Origin of the sequence: Sinomonas sp., assembly GCF_036848755.1 — a bacterium.
Taxonomy (GTDB): domain Bacteria; phylum Actinomycetota; class Actinomycetes; order Actinomycetales; family Micrococcaceae; genus Sinomonas.
Genome location: NZ_DAIUJO010000093.1, coordinates 1 through 14,579 on the forward strand (window position 1 = coordinate 1; position 14,579 = coordinate 14,579).

17 protein-coding genes are annotated in these 14,579 nt (G+C 68.2%); 11 read left to right on the top strand and 6 right to left on the bottom strand.

Features of this window, described 5'->3' with window-relative positions:
- The 9 genes from V7053_RS14020 to V7053_RS14060 all read left to right on the top strand — a co-directional run.
- A partial coding sequence (locus V7053_RS14020; protein ID WP_334172892.1) for a substrate-binding domain-containing protein occupies positions 1 to 360 on the top strand: 360 nt, incomplete at its 5' end.
- A 97-nt stretch (positions 361 to 457) separates the two neighbouring features.
- Positions 458 to 2,197: a dihydroxyacetone kinase family protein gene (locus V7053_RS14025; protein ID WP_334172893.1), complete on the top strand. Its 1,740-nt coding sequence runs from the start codon at positions 458 to 460 to the stop codon at positions 2,195 to 2,197.
- A 1-nt stretch (position 2,198) separates the two neighbouring features.
- On the top strand, positions 2,199 to 2,672 hold the full coding sequence (locus tag V7053_RS14030; protein WP_334172894.1) for a ribose-5-phosphate isomerase: 474 nt from the start codon (positions 2,199 to 2,201) through the stop codon (positions 2,670 to 2,672).
- Positions 2,665 to 3,486: a triose-phosphate isomerase family protein gene (locus tag V7053_RS14035; RefSeq protein WP_334172895.1), complete on the top strand. Its 822-nt coding sequence runs from the start codon at positions 2,665 to 2,667 to the stop codon at positions 3,484 to 3,486. The genes V7053_RS14030 and V7053_RS14035 overlap by 8 nt, the downstream gene beginning before the upstream one ends.
- Before the next feature lie 10 nt (positions 3,487 to 3,496).
- On the top strand, positions 3,497 to 4,315 hold the full coding sequence (locus tag V7053_RS14040; RefSeq protein ID WP_334172896.1) for a DeoR/GlpR family DNA-binding transcription regulator: 819 nt from the start codon (positions 3,497 to 3,499) through the stop codon (positions 4,313 to 4,315).
- 11 nt (positions 4,316 to 4,326) lie between these two features.
- Positions 4,327 to 5,439, top strand: a complete 1,113-nt coding sequence (locus tag V7053_RS14045) for a zinc-binding dehydrogenase (protein WP_334172897.1) — start codon at positions 4,327 to 4,329, stop codon at positions 5,437 to 5,439.
- Between the two features lie 80 nt (positions 5,440 to 5,519).
- The gene (locus V7053_RS14050; protein WP_334172898.1) at positions 5,520 to 6,932 is read left to right on the top strand and encodes an MATE family efflux transporter; all 1,413 of its coding nucleotides are present in this window, start codon (positions 5,520 to 5,522) and stop codon (positions 6,930 to 6,932) included.
- Positions 6,933 to 6,992: 60 nt separating this feature from the next.
- Entirely contained in the window at positions 6,993 to 7,577 is a 585-nt protein-coding gene (locus tag V7053_RS14055) for a hypothetical protein (protein ID WP_334172899.1), read from the top strand.
- 113 nt (positions 7,578 to 7,690) lie between these two features.
- Complete coding sequence (locus V7053_RS14060; RefSeq protein ID WP_334172900.1) at positions 7,691 to 8,071, top strand: hypothetical protein; 381 nt, start codon at positions 7,691 to 7,693, stop codon at positions 8,069 to 8,071.
- 73 nt (positions 8,072 to 8,144) lie between these two features.
- Here V7053_RS14060 and V7053_RS14065 read toward each other — a convergent pair whose 3' ends face one another.
- Positions 8,145 to 8,360, bottom strand: coding sequence for a hypothetical protein (locus V7053_RS14065; RefSeq protein WP_334172901.1), 216 nt, complete (start codon positions 8,358 to 8,360; stop codon positions 8,145 to 8,147).
- A gap of 138 nt (positions 8,361 to 8,498) precedes the next feature.
- On the opposite strand from V7053_RS14065, the gene V7053_RS14070 reads away from it, so the two are divergent.
- Complete coding sequence (locus V7053_RS14070; protein WP_334172902.1) at positions 8,499 to 8,792, top strand: TM2 domain-containing protein; 294 nt, start codon at positions 8,499 to 8,501, stop codon at positions 8,790 to 8,792.
- 4 nt (positions 8,793 to 8,796) lie between these two features.
- On the opposite strand, the gene V7053_RS14075 is transcribed toward V7053_RS14070, so the two are convergent.
- On the bottom strand, positions 8,797 to 9,573 hold the full coding sequence (locus tag V7053_RS14075) for a hypothetical protein (protein ID WP_334172903.1): 777 nt from the start codon (positions 9,571 to 9,573) through the stop codon (positions 8,797 to 8,799).
- Positions 9,574 to 9,716: 143 nt separating this feature from the next.
- Positions 9,717 to 10,262, bottom strand: coding sequence for a CGNR zinc finger domain-containing protein (locus V7053_RS14080; protein ID WP_334172907.1), 546 nt, complete (start codon positions 10,260 to 10,262; stop codon positions 9,717 to 9,719).
- Between the two features lie 112 nt (positions 10,263 to 10,374).
- Between V7053_RS14080 and V7053_RS14085 the strand changes: the two genes are divergently transcribed.
- Positions 10,375 to 11,346 carry an EamA family transporter gene (locus tag V7053_RS14085; protein WP_334172904.1) on the top strand — a complete coding sequence of 324 codons (972 nt, stop codon included), beginning with the start codon at positions 10,375 to 10,377 and terminating at the stop codon, positions 11,344 to 11,346.
- Here the strand turns inward: V7053_RS14085 and V7053_RS14090 are convergent.
- From V7053_RS14090 to V7053_RS14100, 3 genes are all read right to left on the bottom strand, one after another.
- A complete protein-coding gene (locus V7053_RS14090; RefSeq protein WP_443022621.1) occupies positions 11,343 to 13,502 on the bottom strand; it encodes a heavy metal translocating P-type ATPase in 2,160 nt (719 codons plus the stop codon). The genes V7053_RS14085 and V7053_RS14090 overlap by 4 nt on opposite strands.
- Before the next feature lie 84 nt (positions 13,503 to 13,586).
- Positions 13,587 to 13,817: a heavy-metal-associated domain-containing protein gene (locus V7053_RS14095; RefSeq protein WP_443022620.1), complete on the bottom strand. Its 231-nt coding sequence runs from the start codon at positions 13,815 to 13,817 to the stop codon at positions 13,587 to 13,589.
- A gap of 70 nt (positions 13,818 to 13,887) precedes the next feature.
- Positions 13,888 to 14,220 (bottom strand): metal-sensitive transcriptional regulator, encoded by a 333-nt coding sequence (locus tag V7053_RS14100; protein ID WP_334172906.1) that lies wholly within the window; start codon positions 14,218 to 14,220, stop codon positions 13,888 to 13,890.
- Between the last annotated feature and the right edge of the window lie 359 nt (positions 14,221 to 14,579).

Here is a 14,579-nt window from a genome sequence, read left to right on the forward strand (position 1 = left end):
CTGGGCCAGCAGAAGATGCAGTCCATTCTGCAGGCGAACCCGAATATCAACGCAGTGATCTCCGGCAATGACGAGATGGCGCTCGGAGCCATCGCGGCACTGAAGCAGGCAGGCAAGACCAACGTCGTCGTCGGCGGCTTCGACGGCTCGCCTGACGCAGTCAGCGCAGTCAAGGACGGCTCTCTCGCATACACCGTGCTCCAGCCGGTGGCCACCTTCGCGAAGAAGTCCGTGGACGAACTCGATGCGTACATCAAGAACGGAACGAAGCCGTCGCAGGAGAAGCAGTCGTTCGACTGCATCCTCATCACGAAGGCCAACGTCGACAAGATGACGGCGCCGTTCACCTACTCCGGCTGACCGTAGCCGAACCAACGGCCGTTCGCTCCCGTGCGGCCACCCGGGGGCGGGTGCATCCCCAGGCACCCGCCCCCGCCCCCACTTCATGAGAGGGATCATGAGCTACGTACTGAACGACGCGGCTGCCTTCGCCGACGAGTCCGCCGACGGCTTCGTCGCCGCCCACCGCGGCCTCGTCCGCCGCGTCCGCGGCGGCGTCGCACGTGCCACTGCGACTCCGTCGGGACAGGTCGCGGTGGTGATCGGCGGCGGATCCGGGCACTATCCGGCCTTCGCTGGCCTCGTCGGCCCGGGAATCGCCCACGGGGCTGCGATGGGAAATGTGTTCGCCTCTCCGAGTGCGCAGCAGGTGGTCAATGTCGCCCGCTCGGTCGCGTCGGATGCAGGGGTTCTCCTGACCTACGGCAACTACGCGGGCGACGCGCTCAACTTCGATCAGGCCCAGGATCAGCTGCGCTCGGAGGGAATACCGTGCGAGACGGTGCGTGTCACAGACGACATCTGCAGTGCACCCGCTGGCGAGCGTGAGAAGCGGAGGGGCATTGCCGGTGATCTGGTGGTGTTCAGGACCGCAGGCTGGGCGGCCGAGCAGGGCCTCGACCTCGAGTCGGTCACCATGCTCGCGGACCGCGCCAACCAGCGCACGCGTTCGATCGGCGTCGCCTTCTCCGGATGTACCCTCCCGGGTGCCGCCGAGCCGCTCTTCACGGTCTCTCCCGGGACAATGGCCGTGGGGATGGGCATCCACGGCGAACCGGGGATTGAGACCATCCCGTTGGCTTCTGCCCGCGAGATTGCCGAACTGCTCACCGCTCGTGTCCTCGCGGAACGGCCTGACGAAGTTTCGGCTGAGGGAGGCCGCATCGGAGTCGTCGTCAACGGGCTCGGTTCCGTGAAGTCTGAGGAGCTCTTCCTGCTCTATGGTGCGGTCGCCTCACTGCTGGAGGACGCCGGCCACGCAATTGTGGATCCTGAAGTCGGCGAGTACGCCACGAGCTTCGAAATGGCCGGGCTCTCGCTCACCGTTGTCTGGCTCGACGATGAACTAGAGCGAGCATGGCGGTCACCCGCATACACCCCCGCGTTCCGCAAGGGAGCGGTGGACGTCAACACAACGACGGTGCTCGCCTCGGACGAGGCGCCAGCGGACGCGAACGACATCACCGCGGCTTCCGAGGATGCTGCTGCAGCCGGCACGCGGGTGCTCAAAGCGATCGACTCCATCCGGGAAGTTATCGACCGGGAAGTCGACGAGCTGGGCCGTCTGGACGCGATAGCCGGCGACGGCGACCATGGGATAGGCATGCAGCGGGGAGCCAGGGCCGCTGCGGAGGCGGCCGTGGCGGCAGGTACAGCCCGAGCGGGAGCGGGCACCGTTCTGACCCGGGCCGGAGAAGCCTGGGCCGACAGGGCCGGAGGCACCTCGGGCGCTCTCTGGGGTCTGGCCCTACGCACCATGGGCCAGCAGATCGGCGACGCCCAAGCGCCCGACGCCCGGGCGGTAGCCCGAGCCGTCGCAGCGGCACGCGAAGCAGTCCAGCGCACCGGGAAAGCCGAGATCGGGGACAAGACCCTCGTGGACGCTCTGGTTCCCTTCTCAGAGCAGCTCACAGCCCTCACCTCCGAAGGGCAAGGACTGGCCCGAGCCTGGGCCGCGGCCGCTGCGACCGCAACCGCTGCGGCCGCCGCCACTGCCGACCTCCTCCCACGGCTGGGCCGCGCCCGGCCGCACATGGAGAAGAGCCTCGGCACCCCCGACCCCGGTGCCGTCTCGTTCGCCCTCGCAGTGACCGCGGTGGGCACCATCCTCGACGCGTATGACCTGAAGGAGAACTGAAATGGGCCGCACATGGCGAATCGTCGTCGGATCCGACGGCGCCGGCTACGACTACAAGGAGACCCTCAAGGCCGATCTGGAGAAGGACCCCCGGGTGTCCGAGGTCATCGACGTGGGAGTCGACGCCGAGGACGATACCGCCTACCCCTCGATCGCCATCGCCGCAGCTGAGAAAGTTCGGGACAACGAGGCGGATCGGGCGCTCCTGGTCTGCGGCACCGGACTCGGCGTTGCGATAGCCGCGAACAAGGTCCCCGGGATCCGGGCGGTCACTGCCCACGACAGCTACAGCGTCGAACGCAGCGTCCTGAGCAACAACGCACAGGTCTTGACCTTCGGGCAGCGCGTCGTCGGCCTCGAGCTTGCCCGTCGGCTCGCCCGGGAATGGCTCGGATACGAGTTCGACGAGTCGTCGGCATCCGCGAAGAAGGTTGCGGTCATCGAAGGTTATGAGAGCACTGGGTCCTGTGACTGACCCTGCGCCAGAGCCGCGAGACGCGCAGCCTGCGCCGCTTGTCCTCGGTGTCAGCCTCAAGCTCTATCTGGACGTTGAGAGCACGCTGCAGTGGTCGCGGGCTGTCTCGGACCTCGCCCGCTCGCACCCCGCGGTCGCCGACGGCAGAGTGCAGCTCTTCGTGCTGCCCTCCCTCCCCGCGCTCGCCGATGTCCGGGCCGCTTTCGCGGGCACGCCGGTCCAAGTTGGAGCGCAGGATCTGTTCTGGGAGGACAGAGGCGCCTTCACGGGCGCCGTCAGCGGGGCGGACTTGAAGGCGGTGGGATGCGCGTTCGTCGAAGTCGGGCATGCGGAGCGACGCGCCCTCTTCGGCGACGACGACGAAGCTGTTCGCCTCAAGCTCGCAGCCGCATTGCGGAACGGCCTGACACCTGTCCTCTGCCTGGGCGAAACATCGAGGACAGACTCTGCCACCGCTGCCGCCCGGACAGTCGAGGAACTCGCCTCGGCGCTCGCTGGCCTGCCGCCGGGTCCGTCTCAGTTCGACCTGGTCGTCGCCTATGAACCTCAGTGGGCGATTGGGCAGGCCGAGGCTGCTGCTCCCGAGCATGTGAAGGCAGTCATCGAAGAACTGCGAGCTAGGCTCAGCGCCGACGACCGCATCCGCTCCGCCTCAGTCCTGTACGGCGGAAGCGCCCAGCCCGGGACACTCTCCGCCTTGGCAGGAAAAGCAGACGGCCTCTTCCTCGGTCGGTTCGCCCACGACCCTCGCCGGCTCGCCCTCATCCTTGACGAGGCGGATCTGCTAAGTGATCCTCATGTCAGCACTGGGTGAGTTGAGAGGAATGGCGCTGAAATCGGACGAGGCATCGCCCGCCACGCGGCAGAGCCGGCAGCTGCAGCGCCAGCGGGCAATCAGCGATGCCGTCATGGCAGAGGGCGCGATACGTATAGAGCAGCTTGCCGAGCGCTTCGGCATCAGCGTGATGACGGTCCACCGTGACCTGGACGAGCTCGAGAACCGGGGACTCATCCGCAAGAATCGCGGGGTCGCGACGGCCACGTCGACCGCCCTCGTGGAATCCAGCGATGTGTACCGGTCAAGCCGTCAGCTCGCCGAGAAGGAGACTATCGCTCACGCAGCCCTCGAGTTCATAGAACCGGGTCAGGCGATCATCCTTGACGACTCGACCACGACTCTCCATCTGGTGCCGCATCTGAAGGACCGGACGCCCCTCACAGTGATCACCAACACCCTCACGATCATCAACGACCTGCGAGGAACGAATGGGATTTCCCTGCTCGCACTCGGGGGGCAGTACTACAACTGGTGCAGCGCCTTCATGGGGCGGATGACGACGGAGTCGATCGCCTCGCTCCGAGCGGACATCCTCTTCATGTCGACCTCGGCAATTACCGATGACATTGCCTTCCACCAGACACAGGAGACCGTCGACGTAAAGCGGGCGATGTTCGACGCCGCCGCGAAACGCATTCTGTTGGCCGACCACACGAAGTTCGAGAAGCGGGCCCTGCACGCCATGCTGTCGCTGGAGCGTTTCGATGCCGTGATCGTCGACTCGCGGACAGACAGCGAGCACATCGCCCGGCTGCGCGACAAAGGGGTGCACGTCCTCGTCGCGCGCCGACACCCGAGACCCTAGAAAGGATCACCATGACGAGTCTGGCGGAGAGCCCTGAGCCGAGCCGTACCCTACCTGCGACAATGCGCGCCGTGGTCTGCCACGGGCCCGAGGACTACGGGCTGGAAGAGCGACCCGTGCCGACGCCCGCTGCCGCTGAGCTGCTCATCAAGGTCGAGGCCGTCGGCGTCTGCGCGAGCGACGTCAAGTGCTACCACGGGGCTGCCAAGTTCTGGGGGGACGAGAACCGACCTGCGTGGGCCCAGAAGGGGATCATTCCCGGCCACGAATTTGTCGGCGTCGTGGTCGCCGCGGGCGAACAGGCACTCGGGGACCGCAGCCTAGAGCTCGGGGACCGGATTGTGTGCGAGCAGATCGTGCCTTGCGAGGAATGCCGCTACTGTCGCCGAGGCCAGTACTGGATGTGCGCACCCCACGAAATGTTCGGCTTCCGCGGATTCAACGGTGCCATGGCCGAATACCTCCTCGTGCCATCCCGGGCCCGTGTCCACCGGGCGCCGTCGGAAATTCCCCCGCAGCACGCGGCATTCGCGGAGCCTCTCTCCTGCGCGCTGCACGCTGTCGAGCGTGCGGACATCAAGTTCGAGGACGTCGTCGTGGTCGCGGGGTGCGGCCCGATCGGGCTCGGTATGATCGCCGGTGCTCGCTCGAAGAATCCAGCGAGGGTGGTGGCCCTCGACATGTCGGACGAGAAGCTCGCACTTGCCAAGGAGTGCGGAGCCGACCTCACGATCAACGTCGACAAGGAGGACGCGATTCAGATCGTGAAGGACCTCACCGACGGCTACGGAGCCGACGTCTACCTCGAGGCCACCGGCCACCCATCGGCGGTCTCGCAGGGACTCAACATTCTCCGCAAGCTCGGTACGTACGTCGAGTACTCCGTGTTCCGCTCGGAAGCCACGGTCGACTGGTCGATCATCGGCGACGACAAAGAGCTCAACGTTCTCGGGGCCCACCTCGGCCCCTATTGCTGGCCAGCCGCCCTCCGACTGCTCGAGTCCGGTGCGTTGCCCATGGACCAGATCTGCAGCGACCAGTTCTCCCTGGAAGGATTCCTGGACGCGATCAATCTCGTGGGCAACCCGGCTGGAGGGTCTATTAAGGTGTCGATCCTCCCCTGATCGATCTGCCCCGATCGGTGGGCTTGATTTCTTTGGGCAGCTCAGTCCAGCCTGTCGGGCCCTCGTCCTAGAGTGGCCCCATGGACCGGGGACATGAGGCGCGCGAGCAGAGCGAGCGCCATTCTACGGAAGACAGCGATGACGTGCGCGGACCGGGGGCGGTCAGCGGCACGGGTTCCCCCGCCATAGGGAAGGAAATCCTCCGCCTCGCCCTCCCGGCGTTCGGGTCGCTCATCGCAGAGCCGCTCTTTCTCCTCGCGGACTCGGCCATCGTGGGTCATCTCGGGGTCGACCAACTTGCGGGTCTGGGCCTCGCGACGACGGTTCTCCAGACCGTCGTCGGGCTCATGGTCTTCCTCGCCTATGGCACGGGCCCCGCGGTCGCGCGATTCCTGGGGGCAGGTCAGCCAGGGCGCGCGATGGCGGCGGCGCGCGACGGCGTGTGGCTCGCGCTGGTGCTCGGCGTCCTGCTCGCCGTGGTCGGCTGGGCGGCGGCACCCGGCGTCGTCCGCGCGGTGGGAGCAGCGGCGGCCGTCCAGGGATACGCCGCCGACTACCTGGTGTGGTCCATGCCGGGCCTCATCGGCATGTTGCTCGTGTACGCCGGGACGGGAGTCCTGCGCGGGCTGCAGGACACGCGCACGCCGCTCGTGGTGGCGACCGTAGGGTTCGGCGCCAACGCGGCGCTCAACTTCCTGTTCGTGTACGGATTCGGGTGGGGCATTGCGGGGTCGGCGATCGGGACGAGCGTTGCCCAGCTCGGCATGGCCGCCGTATACCTCGCGATCGTCGTGCCGCGAATGCGCTACGAGGGGATCTCCCTTGGGCCTCACTGGCGCGGGATCCTTTCGGCTGCCCATGTCGGCTCGTGGCTCATGCTGCGGACGGCCGCGCTGCGCGCCGCGATCTTCGCGACCGTCGTGGTGGCGACTGCCCAAGGAGCCGAGAACCTCGCCGCGCACCAACTCGCGATGACCATGTTCAACTTCCTCGCCTTCGCTCTGGACGCGCTCGCGATCGCGGCGCAGTCGCTGATCGGCAAGGAGCTCGGGGGCGCCAACGCCCGGCGCGCGCGGGAACTCACGGGAACCATGGTCCGCTGGTCCCTCGGCTTCGGTGTCGTGACCGGGGCGCTGCTCGCGGCCGCGGCGCCGTGGGTCGGCTGGATCTTCACGTCCGACCGAGCCGTCCACGAGGCCTTGACTCCCGCGTTGCTCGTACTCGCGGCAAGTCAGCCCGTCTGTGGATTCGTCTTCGTCCTCGACGGCGTGCTGATCGGCGCGGGGGATGCCCGCTATCTCGCGCTCGCAGGGGTCCTCAACCTCGTGGTCTATGGACCCCTGCTCGCCTGGGTCGGGCTCTCCGGCGTCCGCGGTCCCGGCGGCCTCGGATGGCTGTGGGGCGCCTTCGCCGGTGGCTACATGCTCGCCCGGGCTCTGACGCTTGGCCTGCGGGCCCGGGGGAGCCGGTGGATGGTATTGGGGGCCTATTAGCAGTCGGCTGCGCGAGCCAGTGCGGGCTGGGGGACCCCGTGCGCCGATTAGACTTGACGCATGCCTGCCGACTCTCCGTCGCCCGACCGTGCCCGCCTCTGGCCGCCCGTTCTCGGCCGAGCGCTCGCCGCGCTCGCCTTCGGGGCGGTCACCGTGTTCTGGGGGCAGCCGACGACGACGGGTGCCGCCTGGGTCCTCGCCGGGTACCTCTGGCTCATGCTCGCCGCGCAAACGTGGCTCCTCCGTTCGGAGCGCCCGGCTCCTCGCCGTAGCTCGGCGCTGACGGCACTCATCCCCTACGTCCTGGCCGCGCTCGCCGGCGTCGCGGTCGTCGCGGTCCCCTCGGTGGGCGTGATTGGGGGTGGGGGAGCGGTCGCGCTCATCCTCATGGGCGCATCCGATCTCGCCCGGGCGCTGCTCGCACGTCGCGGACCGGCGTCGGGCGTGACGCCGCTGGGAAGGGACCTTCCCATCACGGGCATCGTGGGCCTCGGGGCCGGAATCCTGCTCCCGTTCTTCTCCGGACTGGGGCCGCACGCACTGCTCGGAGTCGCCGGGGGAGGGGCCATCATCACGGGGGTTCTGCTCGCGATCGCCGCCCTGAGCCTCCGGCACGATTCCACAGGTGCGGCCAGAGTGGCCTAGAATTGAGTGGTTCCGCTTTCTACTTGGCGTAGAACTCCCGCGCGAGCAGGAAGCGCGGAACCTCAGATTCACCGCCGCACCCACAGCAGCGCTGGCAGCGCAAGGAGGGCCCCATGACCGAAGAATCCCCACGCGGACCGCGCGTTGGCATCAAGGGACCCCTCATGTTCTCCGCTTTCTTCGGCGTCGTCGCCTTCGTTGCGGTCTTGTTCTTCGCCTCGGGAGGCACGGGCCACGGGCTTCGGTTTGACCTCGCCTTTGCAGGCGGTGGGATCGCGTTCATTGCGTGTCTCGTCGGCGCTGCGATGCTCTCCATGACCTACAAGGAGAACCCCGAGCACCTCAGTCAGGGTTCGGGAGTCAACCTGCGCTCCGAGGACCGCCTCAAGAGGCCAAAGCCCCAGCCAGGCAACAACTCCAACGCCGAGGGCGCTTCGCCGTCCGAGGAGGGCGTCACGGGCGAGGGCACGAAGGACGCCGAGGGCCAGTCCTAAGCGACGCGAGGGCCGGTTCACGTCCGAAGCCTCTCGCCGGGCCGGTCAGGCGGTGCCGCTCAGGCGATGCCGCTCAGGCGACGGCGGCCGAGGTGCCGATTTCGACAGCGTCCCAGTGCGCGAGGTCGGCGAGCAGCAGCCGCTTGGTCTCCTCGTCGTCGAACCACACAAACCCGGCCGGGTGAACGGCGACCACCACTCCCCGCCGTCGGGAACCACCGGAGGTGAGCGCAAAGCTGTCTCCGCGGCGCAGGCGCACGGCGGCCGCCGCAGGGCTGATGATTGTCATGGCTCTCCTCGGGTGCACTCGGATTGTACATGTCCAATGCAGACTTCCTTTTCGACATGTACATTGAGAGAGCCCGACTTCTCCGGCCTCGTCTGGCGCGGCCGGAATCGACCATCGAGACCTTGTGAGCCGAAGCGCATGATGTACCTCCCCGCGGCCCCCGGCCAGGAAGCCGGGCTCGCCCCGGCAATCCGCCTTTCGCCGCGCCGTCGTGCCATTGCGGGCCTGCTCGGCATCTACCTTGGCGCGTTCGGGGCACATCGCTTCTACCTCGGCTACACGGCCATGGGGATCGTGCAGATCATGGCCGCGATCCTGTTCGCCAAGGCGACTTTTGGGGCGATCTTCCTCTGGGGGATCGCCGAGGGAACCCTCATTGTGCTGGGGGCGCAGCCGTTCCGGACGGACGCACAGGGGCGCGTTCTCCGCTGATCCCTCAGCTCCACACGGGGCTCTGGTCGGTCCAACCAACCGGCACCCCCAGTCGCTCCACGGTCCCAGGCGTCGACGTCTCGCCGATGCCGGTGACGGCAAGGGCGTGGACCACGAGCCGGGTCTGTACCGCGGCGACCCACGAGGCCGTGTCTGCGTGCTTGTGCCGAGCGTCGACGACAAGCCACACCTGATCGGCACGCAGCCGCTCCGCGGCGGCGGCGTTGGAAGCGGTCCACGCAGGCCGCCCCAGCCCGAACGCGACGACGACGGGCTTGCCGAGCGCCGCGCCCTGCTCACGCGCGGCAGCGGCCTCGCGCCGGCCCTCGAGCGAGGGCCTCCCATACGCCTCGAGCAGGCCAGAGGTGTACAACTGGCCGCCTACTGCCTCCGCGAGGGCCATCGCAGGCCCAAGGGCGGCGTCGTGCGGGGCGGCGACGACGATCAGGCTCCCCGGTGCCCGGAGCGGGCCACCCCGACCCTGCTCGTCGACCATGAGCGGTGCGCCGAGGTCGTGAAGCATGGCCGAGACATCCTCGCTCCGAGAGACGGGCCCGAGGTCGGGGAGGGTCTCGCGCCCAGAACCGGGGTCGGCCAGTCCGAGGTCCGACTCGTCGACGTCGGGAATCACCGCAAGACCCTCGAAACGGAGTCCGCGCAGGCGGCGGAAACCGGAGGGCCGTACTGCCTCCGCGCTGATGAGGCGGGCGCCAGGGCCGAGGGCGGCTGCCTTGGCCCTGAGACCGTCGAGCGTGCGCGCCCTCAGCAGCGTGGTGGGCACGTGCCGGTCACCCCCTGAAAGCTGGCGTCGGGCTGGCGAAGGGCCGGCGTGTCCGACGTAGACGTCAATGGCCTGTCTCTCGCCGTTGCACGGATTGGGGCAGGCCCTTTCCGAAGGGTACCAAGCGCCTCCCGGATCCCGGCTTAGCTTGCCGCCTTGCGTTCCCGGTAGGCCCGGACGTGCGCGCGATTTGCGCAGTTGCCAGTGTCGCAGTACCGCTTCGAGCGGTTCTTCGACAGGTCGATGAGCACCGCTTCGCAGTCGTCGGCGGCGCAGATCCGCAGGCGGTCCAGTTCTTTCGAGCGGATGACGTCGACAAAGGCCATCGCGGCTTCGGTGCCCATGCGCTGGGCAAGGGGGGCTTCGGGCGTGGTTGCGTGGAGGTGCCAGTCCCAGTGATCGTGCTTGACGAGCTGGGGGAGTGCCTGCGACTCGCGGAGGAGGTCGTTGACGAGCGCGACGGCTTCGTCTTCCGAGGCGTCCCACAGGCTCCGGAGCCGCGCTCGCAGTTCGCGCACGGAGGCAAGCTCGTCGTCGTCGTGCGTCCGCGACCCTGTGAACCCTTCCTCGTCGAGGAAGCGGTCCAGGTCGCTGGGGGTGAGCAGGTGCTCGAGGCCGTCGGAATCGAGAGTGTTGACGAGGTTCACCGCGCTTCGCAGCGCAACTTCGGTGTCATTGGCGAACAGCACTTTGACTCCTGACTCTCCGAGGTCTAATGTCACTACCATACCTTGACTTTGGTCCTGACGTTGGAGTGGTTCGCTCCGGGCGCAGGATCCCGACTCCCTGGAGGTGTCACCCGTGCCCGCCAACCGTTCGGCATCCGGCCTCGTCTACGCGCTGCTCTCGGCCGGGACCTTCGGTGTGAGCGGGCCGCTCGGGAAGTCTCTCCTGGAAGCCGGGTGGAGTCCCGGCGCCATGGTCGGAACCCGCATCGGGCTCGCGGCCGCCGTCATGCTCGTGCCGACCCTCGTGATCATGCGGGGCCACTGGAGCCGGCTGCGACGCGGACTGGGGATCATGGCCGGGTACGGCATGGTCGCCGTCGCCCTCTGCCAATTCTGCTACTTCAACGCCGTGGCACGCATGAGCCCCCCGGTGGCCCTCATGCTCGAGTACCTCGCCCCGATCATCATCGTGGGCTGGATGTGGCTGCGGACGCGCCGCCGTCCCGGCCTGCTGACAATCGGCGGAACCGTCGTCGCGATGTTCGGCCTCGTGCTGGTCCTCAACCTCTTCAGCGCGACTCGGGTCGACCCCGTCGGCGTCCTCTGGGGCGTCGGTGCCGCCGCGTGCCTCGCCGTGTACTTCGTGCTCTCCGCGAAGGCCGACGGCGTCCTGCCGCCGTTCGCCATGGTGGGGGGCGGGATGGTGTTCGGCGCCGCCGCCATCGGCGCCCTGGCCCTCGTCGGGGTCCTGCCCCTTTCCGCGACCTTCGGCTCGGTGCGGCTCTGGAGCACGGAAACGAGCTGGCTCGTGCCGATCCTGGGGATCACGCTCGTCGCGGCGGTCGCGGCCTATTCGCTGGGCATTGTTGCCGCGCAGCGCCTCGGCCCGAAGGTCGCGAGCTTCGTCTCGCTCACGGAGGTGCTGTTCTCGGTGCTGGCCTCGTGGCTCTTCATCGGCGACGTTCCCGCGCCGGTCCAAGCACTCGGGGGCGCGCTCATCGTGGCGGGCGTAGTGCTCGTCCGCCTCGACGAGCTGCGGGCGCCTGTTCCGGTGCCGGTCCTCGAGGAGGCGGGACCGGAGCCGCTGCCCACCCCGTCGGCCTAGCGCGCGAAGCGCGTGAGCCGGAGCGAGTTGACGACCACGAGCACCGAGCTTGCGGCCATGGCGGCGCCGCCGATCATCGGATTCAGCAGCCCGAGCGCGGCGACGGGAATTCCGACCGTGTTGTAGGCGAAGGCCCAGAACAGGTTGGTCTTGATGATGCGCAGCGTGGCCCGCGAGAGCTCGATCGCGAGGGCGACCTGCCCCAGGTCGTCCGCCATGACCGTAAGGTCGGCGGCCTCGCGAGCGACATCCGTCCCGGAGCCCATGGCGATTCCGAGGTCGGCCTGAGCGAGCGCCGCGGCGTCGTTGACACCGTCGCCCGCCATCGCGACCGTGGCGCCGGCCGCCTGGAGCCGCCGCACGGCGTCGACCTTCCCCTCCGGGCTCACCCCGGCGAAGACATCCGACGGCGGGATCCCCACTTCCGCGGCGACCCGCGCCGCCACCGCAGGGTTGTCGCCGGTGAGCAGGACGGGTCGGAGGCCGAGCGCCTTGAGGCGTTCGACGGCGGTCGCGGAGCCTGGCTTGACCGTGTCCCGCAGGCTCACCACGCCCACCGCCTTCCCATCGACGGCGACCCACACTGCCGTTGCCCCCGATTCCTCGCGGGCGCGGAACACGTCGCGCAGGGCCTCGGGAGCGTCGATGCCGTTATCTCGCAGCCAGGACGTCCGGCCGACGACGACCGTCATTCCCTCGACGCGGCCCACGACGCCGCCGCCCGGCGCCGAGCGGAAGCCGTCCACCGCTGGAAGCCTGCCCGCTGGGCCGGTCACCGCGCGGCCGGCTGCTGCCATCGCGCGGGCGAGCGGGTGCTCGCTCGCTGACTCGACAGCACCTGCGAGTCGCAGCACCGTCGTCGAGTCCCAGTGGGGGAGAGGATCGACGGCGTCGACGGCGAGGCGACCCGTCGTGACCGTTCCCGTCTTGTCGAGGACGACCGTGTCGACGGTGCGGGTGTCTTCGAGGACTTGCGGACCGCGGATGAGGATGCCGAGCTGTGCGCCCCTGCCGCTGCCGGCGAGCAGGCCGACGGGCGTCGCGAGCCCGAGCGCGCAGGGGCACGCGATGACCAGGACGGAGACGGCGGCCGTCATCGCGGCGCCGAGACCTCCACCTGCAAGGAGCCAGACTGCGAAGGTGAGCACCGCGATTCCGAGGACCACGGGAACGAAGACCCCGCTGATGCGGTCAGCGAGCCGTGCGATGGGTGCCTTCGAGGCCTGTGCCTCGGAGACGAGCCGGGCCATCGCCGCGAGGGTCGTCTCCGATCCGACGCGGGTCGCCTCGACGACGAGCCGGCCCGAGGTGTTGACGGTGGCGCCCGTGACGCGATCCCCGGGGCCGACCTCGACCGGCACCGACTCGCCGGTGAGCAGAGACGCGTCGACCGCCGAGCTTCCCTCGCGCACGATTCCGTCCGCGGCGATCTTCTCGCCCGGCCGTGCGAGGAAGAGGTCTCCGGGCACAAGTTCGTCGGCCGGAATCCGGTATTCGACGCCATCCCTGAAGAGCGACGCGTCCTTCGCGCCGAGGTCCAGCAGGACCTTCAGCGCGCTTCCCGCCCGGGCCTTCGCGCGTGCTTCGAGGAAGCGGCCCAGCAGGAGGAACGTTGCCACGACGGCCGCGACCTCGAAGTAAAGTGCTCCTTCCCCCATGCCGGGGTCTGCAGTCATCGCAGGATTGGCGAGGAGCTGTCCCAGGGAGAAGGTGTACGCCGCGATGACCCCGAGGGAGACGAGCGTGTCCATTGTCGACGAGCCGTGGCGTGCGGCGATTGCCGCCGCCCGGTGGAACGGCCAGGCCGCCCACGTCACCACGGGGAGCGCGAGGGCCGCGGCCCACCAGCCCCAGTTGGGGAACTCGAGCCCGGGCACCATGGAAATCGCGAATACCGGGACGGCGAGGACAGCGGCCACGACGAGACGCGGCAGGAGCTGAGCACCCGGGCGGTCGTCCACCTCTGAGTGCTCGCTTCGCTCATGCAGCCGGGCTGTGTAGCCGGCGGCCGCGACCCGCTCGATGAGCTGCTGATCGTCTACGCCTGCGGGAGCCAACACCCGAGCGGACTCGAGGGGGAGGTTCACCGTTGCCTGGACGCCTTCGATCGCGCCGAGCTTGCGTTCGACGCGTCGGACGCAGGATGCGCACGTCATCCCTTGGATGTCGAGTTCGACGACGCGGGCTTCATCGTAGACGGGCAAGCTTCCGATCCCCCTCTGGTGCGAGCGAGCTGTTGGCTAGGCCTGGTTGTCGACGACGAGGTACCCCGCCTCGGCAACGGCTTCGCTGATGGCCTCGTGCTTGAGCTTGCGGTCGGAGTCGATGGTCACCTCGGAGATCCCGCCCGCGTTGAGGTCCACTGAGACCCCTTCGACGCCGTCCAGCGACTCGAGTTCCTCGGTGACTGCGGCGATGCAATGGCCGCAGGTCATCCCGTCCACGTGCACGGTGGTCTTGAAATGCATCATCTCTGCTCCTCTGTCAGGGCTGGTTTCGTGTGCGGGGGTCATCGGGCCGGCCGGGCGGGCGGGGCCTCTGTCATCGGAGGAGTCTTCCGATTGCATCCGCGGCCTCCTTCACCTTCAGGTCGATCTCCTCGGAGCGGCGTTCGGGGTCGGGTTCGTTGGCCGCGCCAACGACGCAATGTCCGATGTGCTCTTCGAGGAGACCCAAGCTCACGGCGTGGAGGGCCTTCGTGACGGCCGAGACCTGGGTGAGGATGTCGATGCAGTACTTGTCGTCCTCCACCATTCGCGCAATGCCACGAACCTGCCCTTCGATGCGCCTGAGCCGGAGCAGGTATGCCGACTTGTTCGACGTGTAGCCGTGGACTGGCGCTAGGGGGTCTTGCGCGCCCAATTCCCTTTCCATGCCCCGAAGCTATACCCGGCAGGGGTATGCGTCAAGTACCCCTAGGGGGTATCAAACGACGACGGCGCACCCGTCGCCCCCGCTGTGGCAGAGCACACAGTCTCCGGATTTGCCGAGTCCAGAGGGGCCCGGTAATGTATTCCGAGTCGCCGACGGAGCGCGGAACACCGCGAGGGCCTCGGCGGCCGAACCCCTTCTCCTCTGGCCGGAACGGCAGCAATGCTTGATGTCCGGCGAGGATGAGGAAGATCAATTGCATAGCCTCGGAAGCCCGAAAGGGAATTTGAGCGAAAAGCCGTGATCTGGTAGGTTTGGAAAGTTGCTTCGGAGCGGGCCAGAGTGTTCTGGTGGGGTTCCGG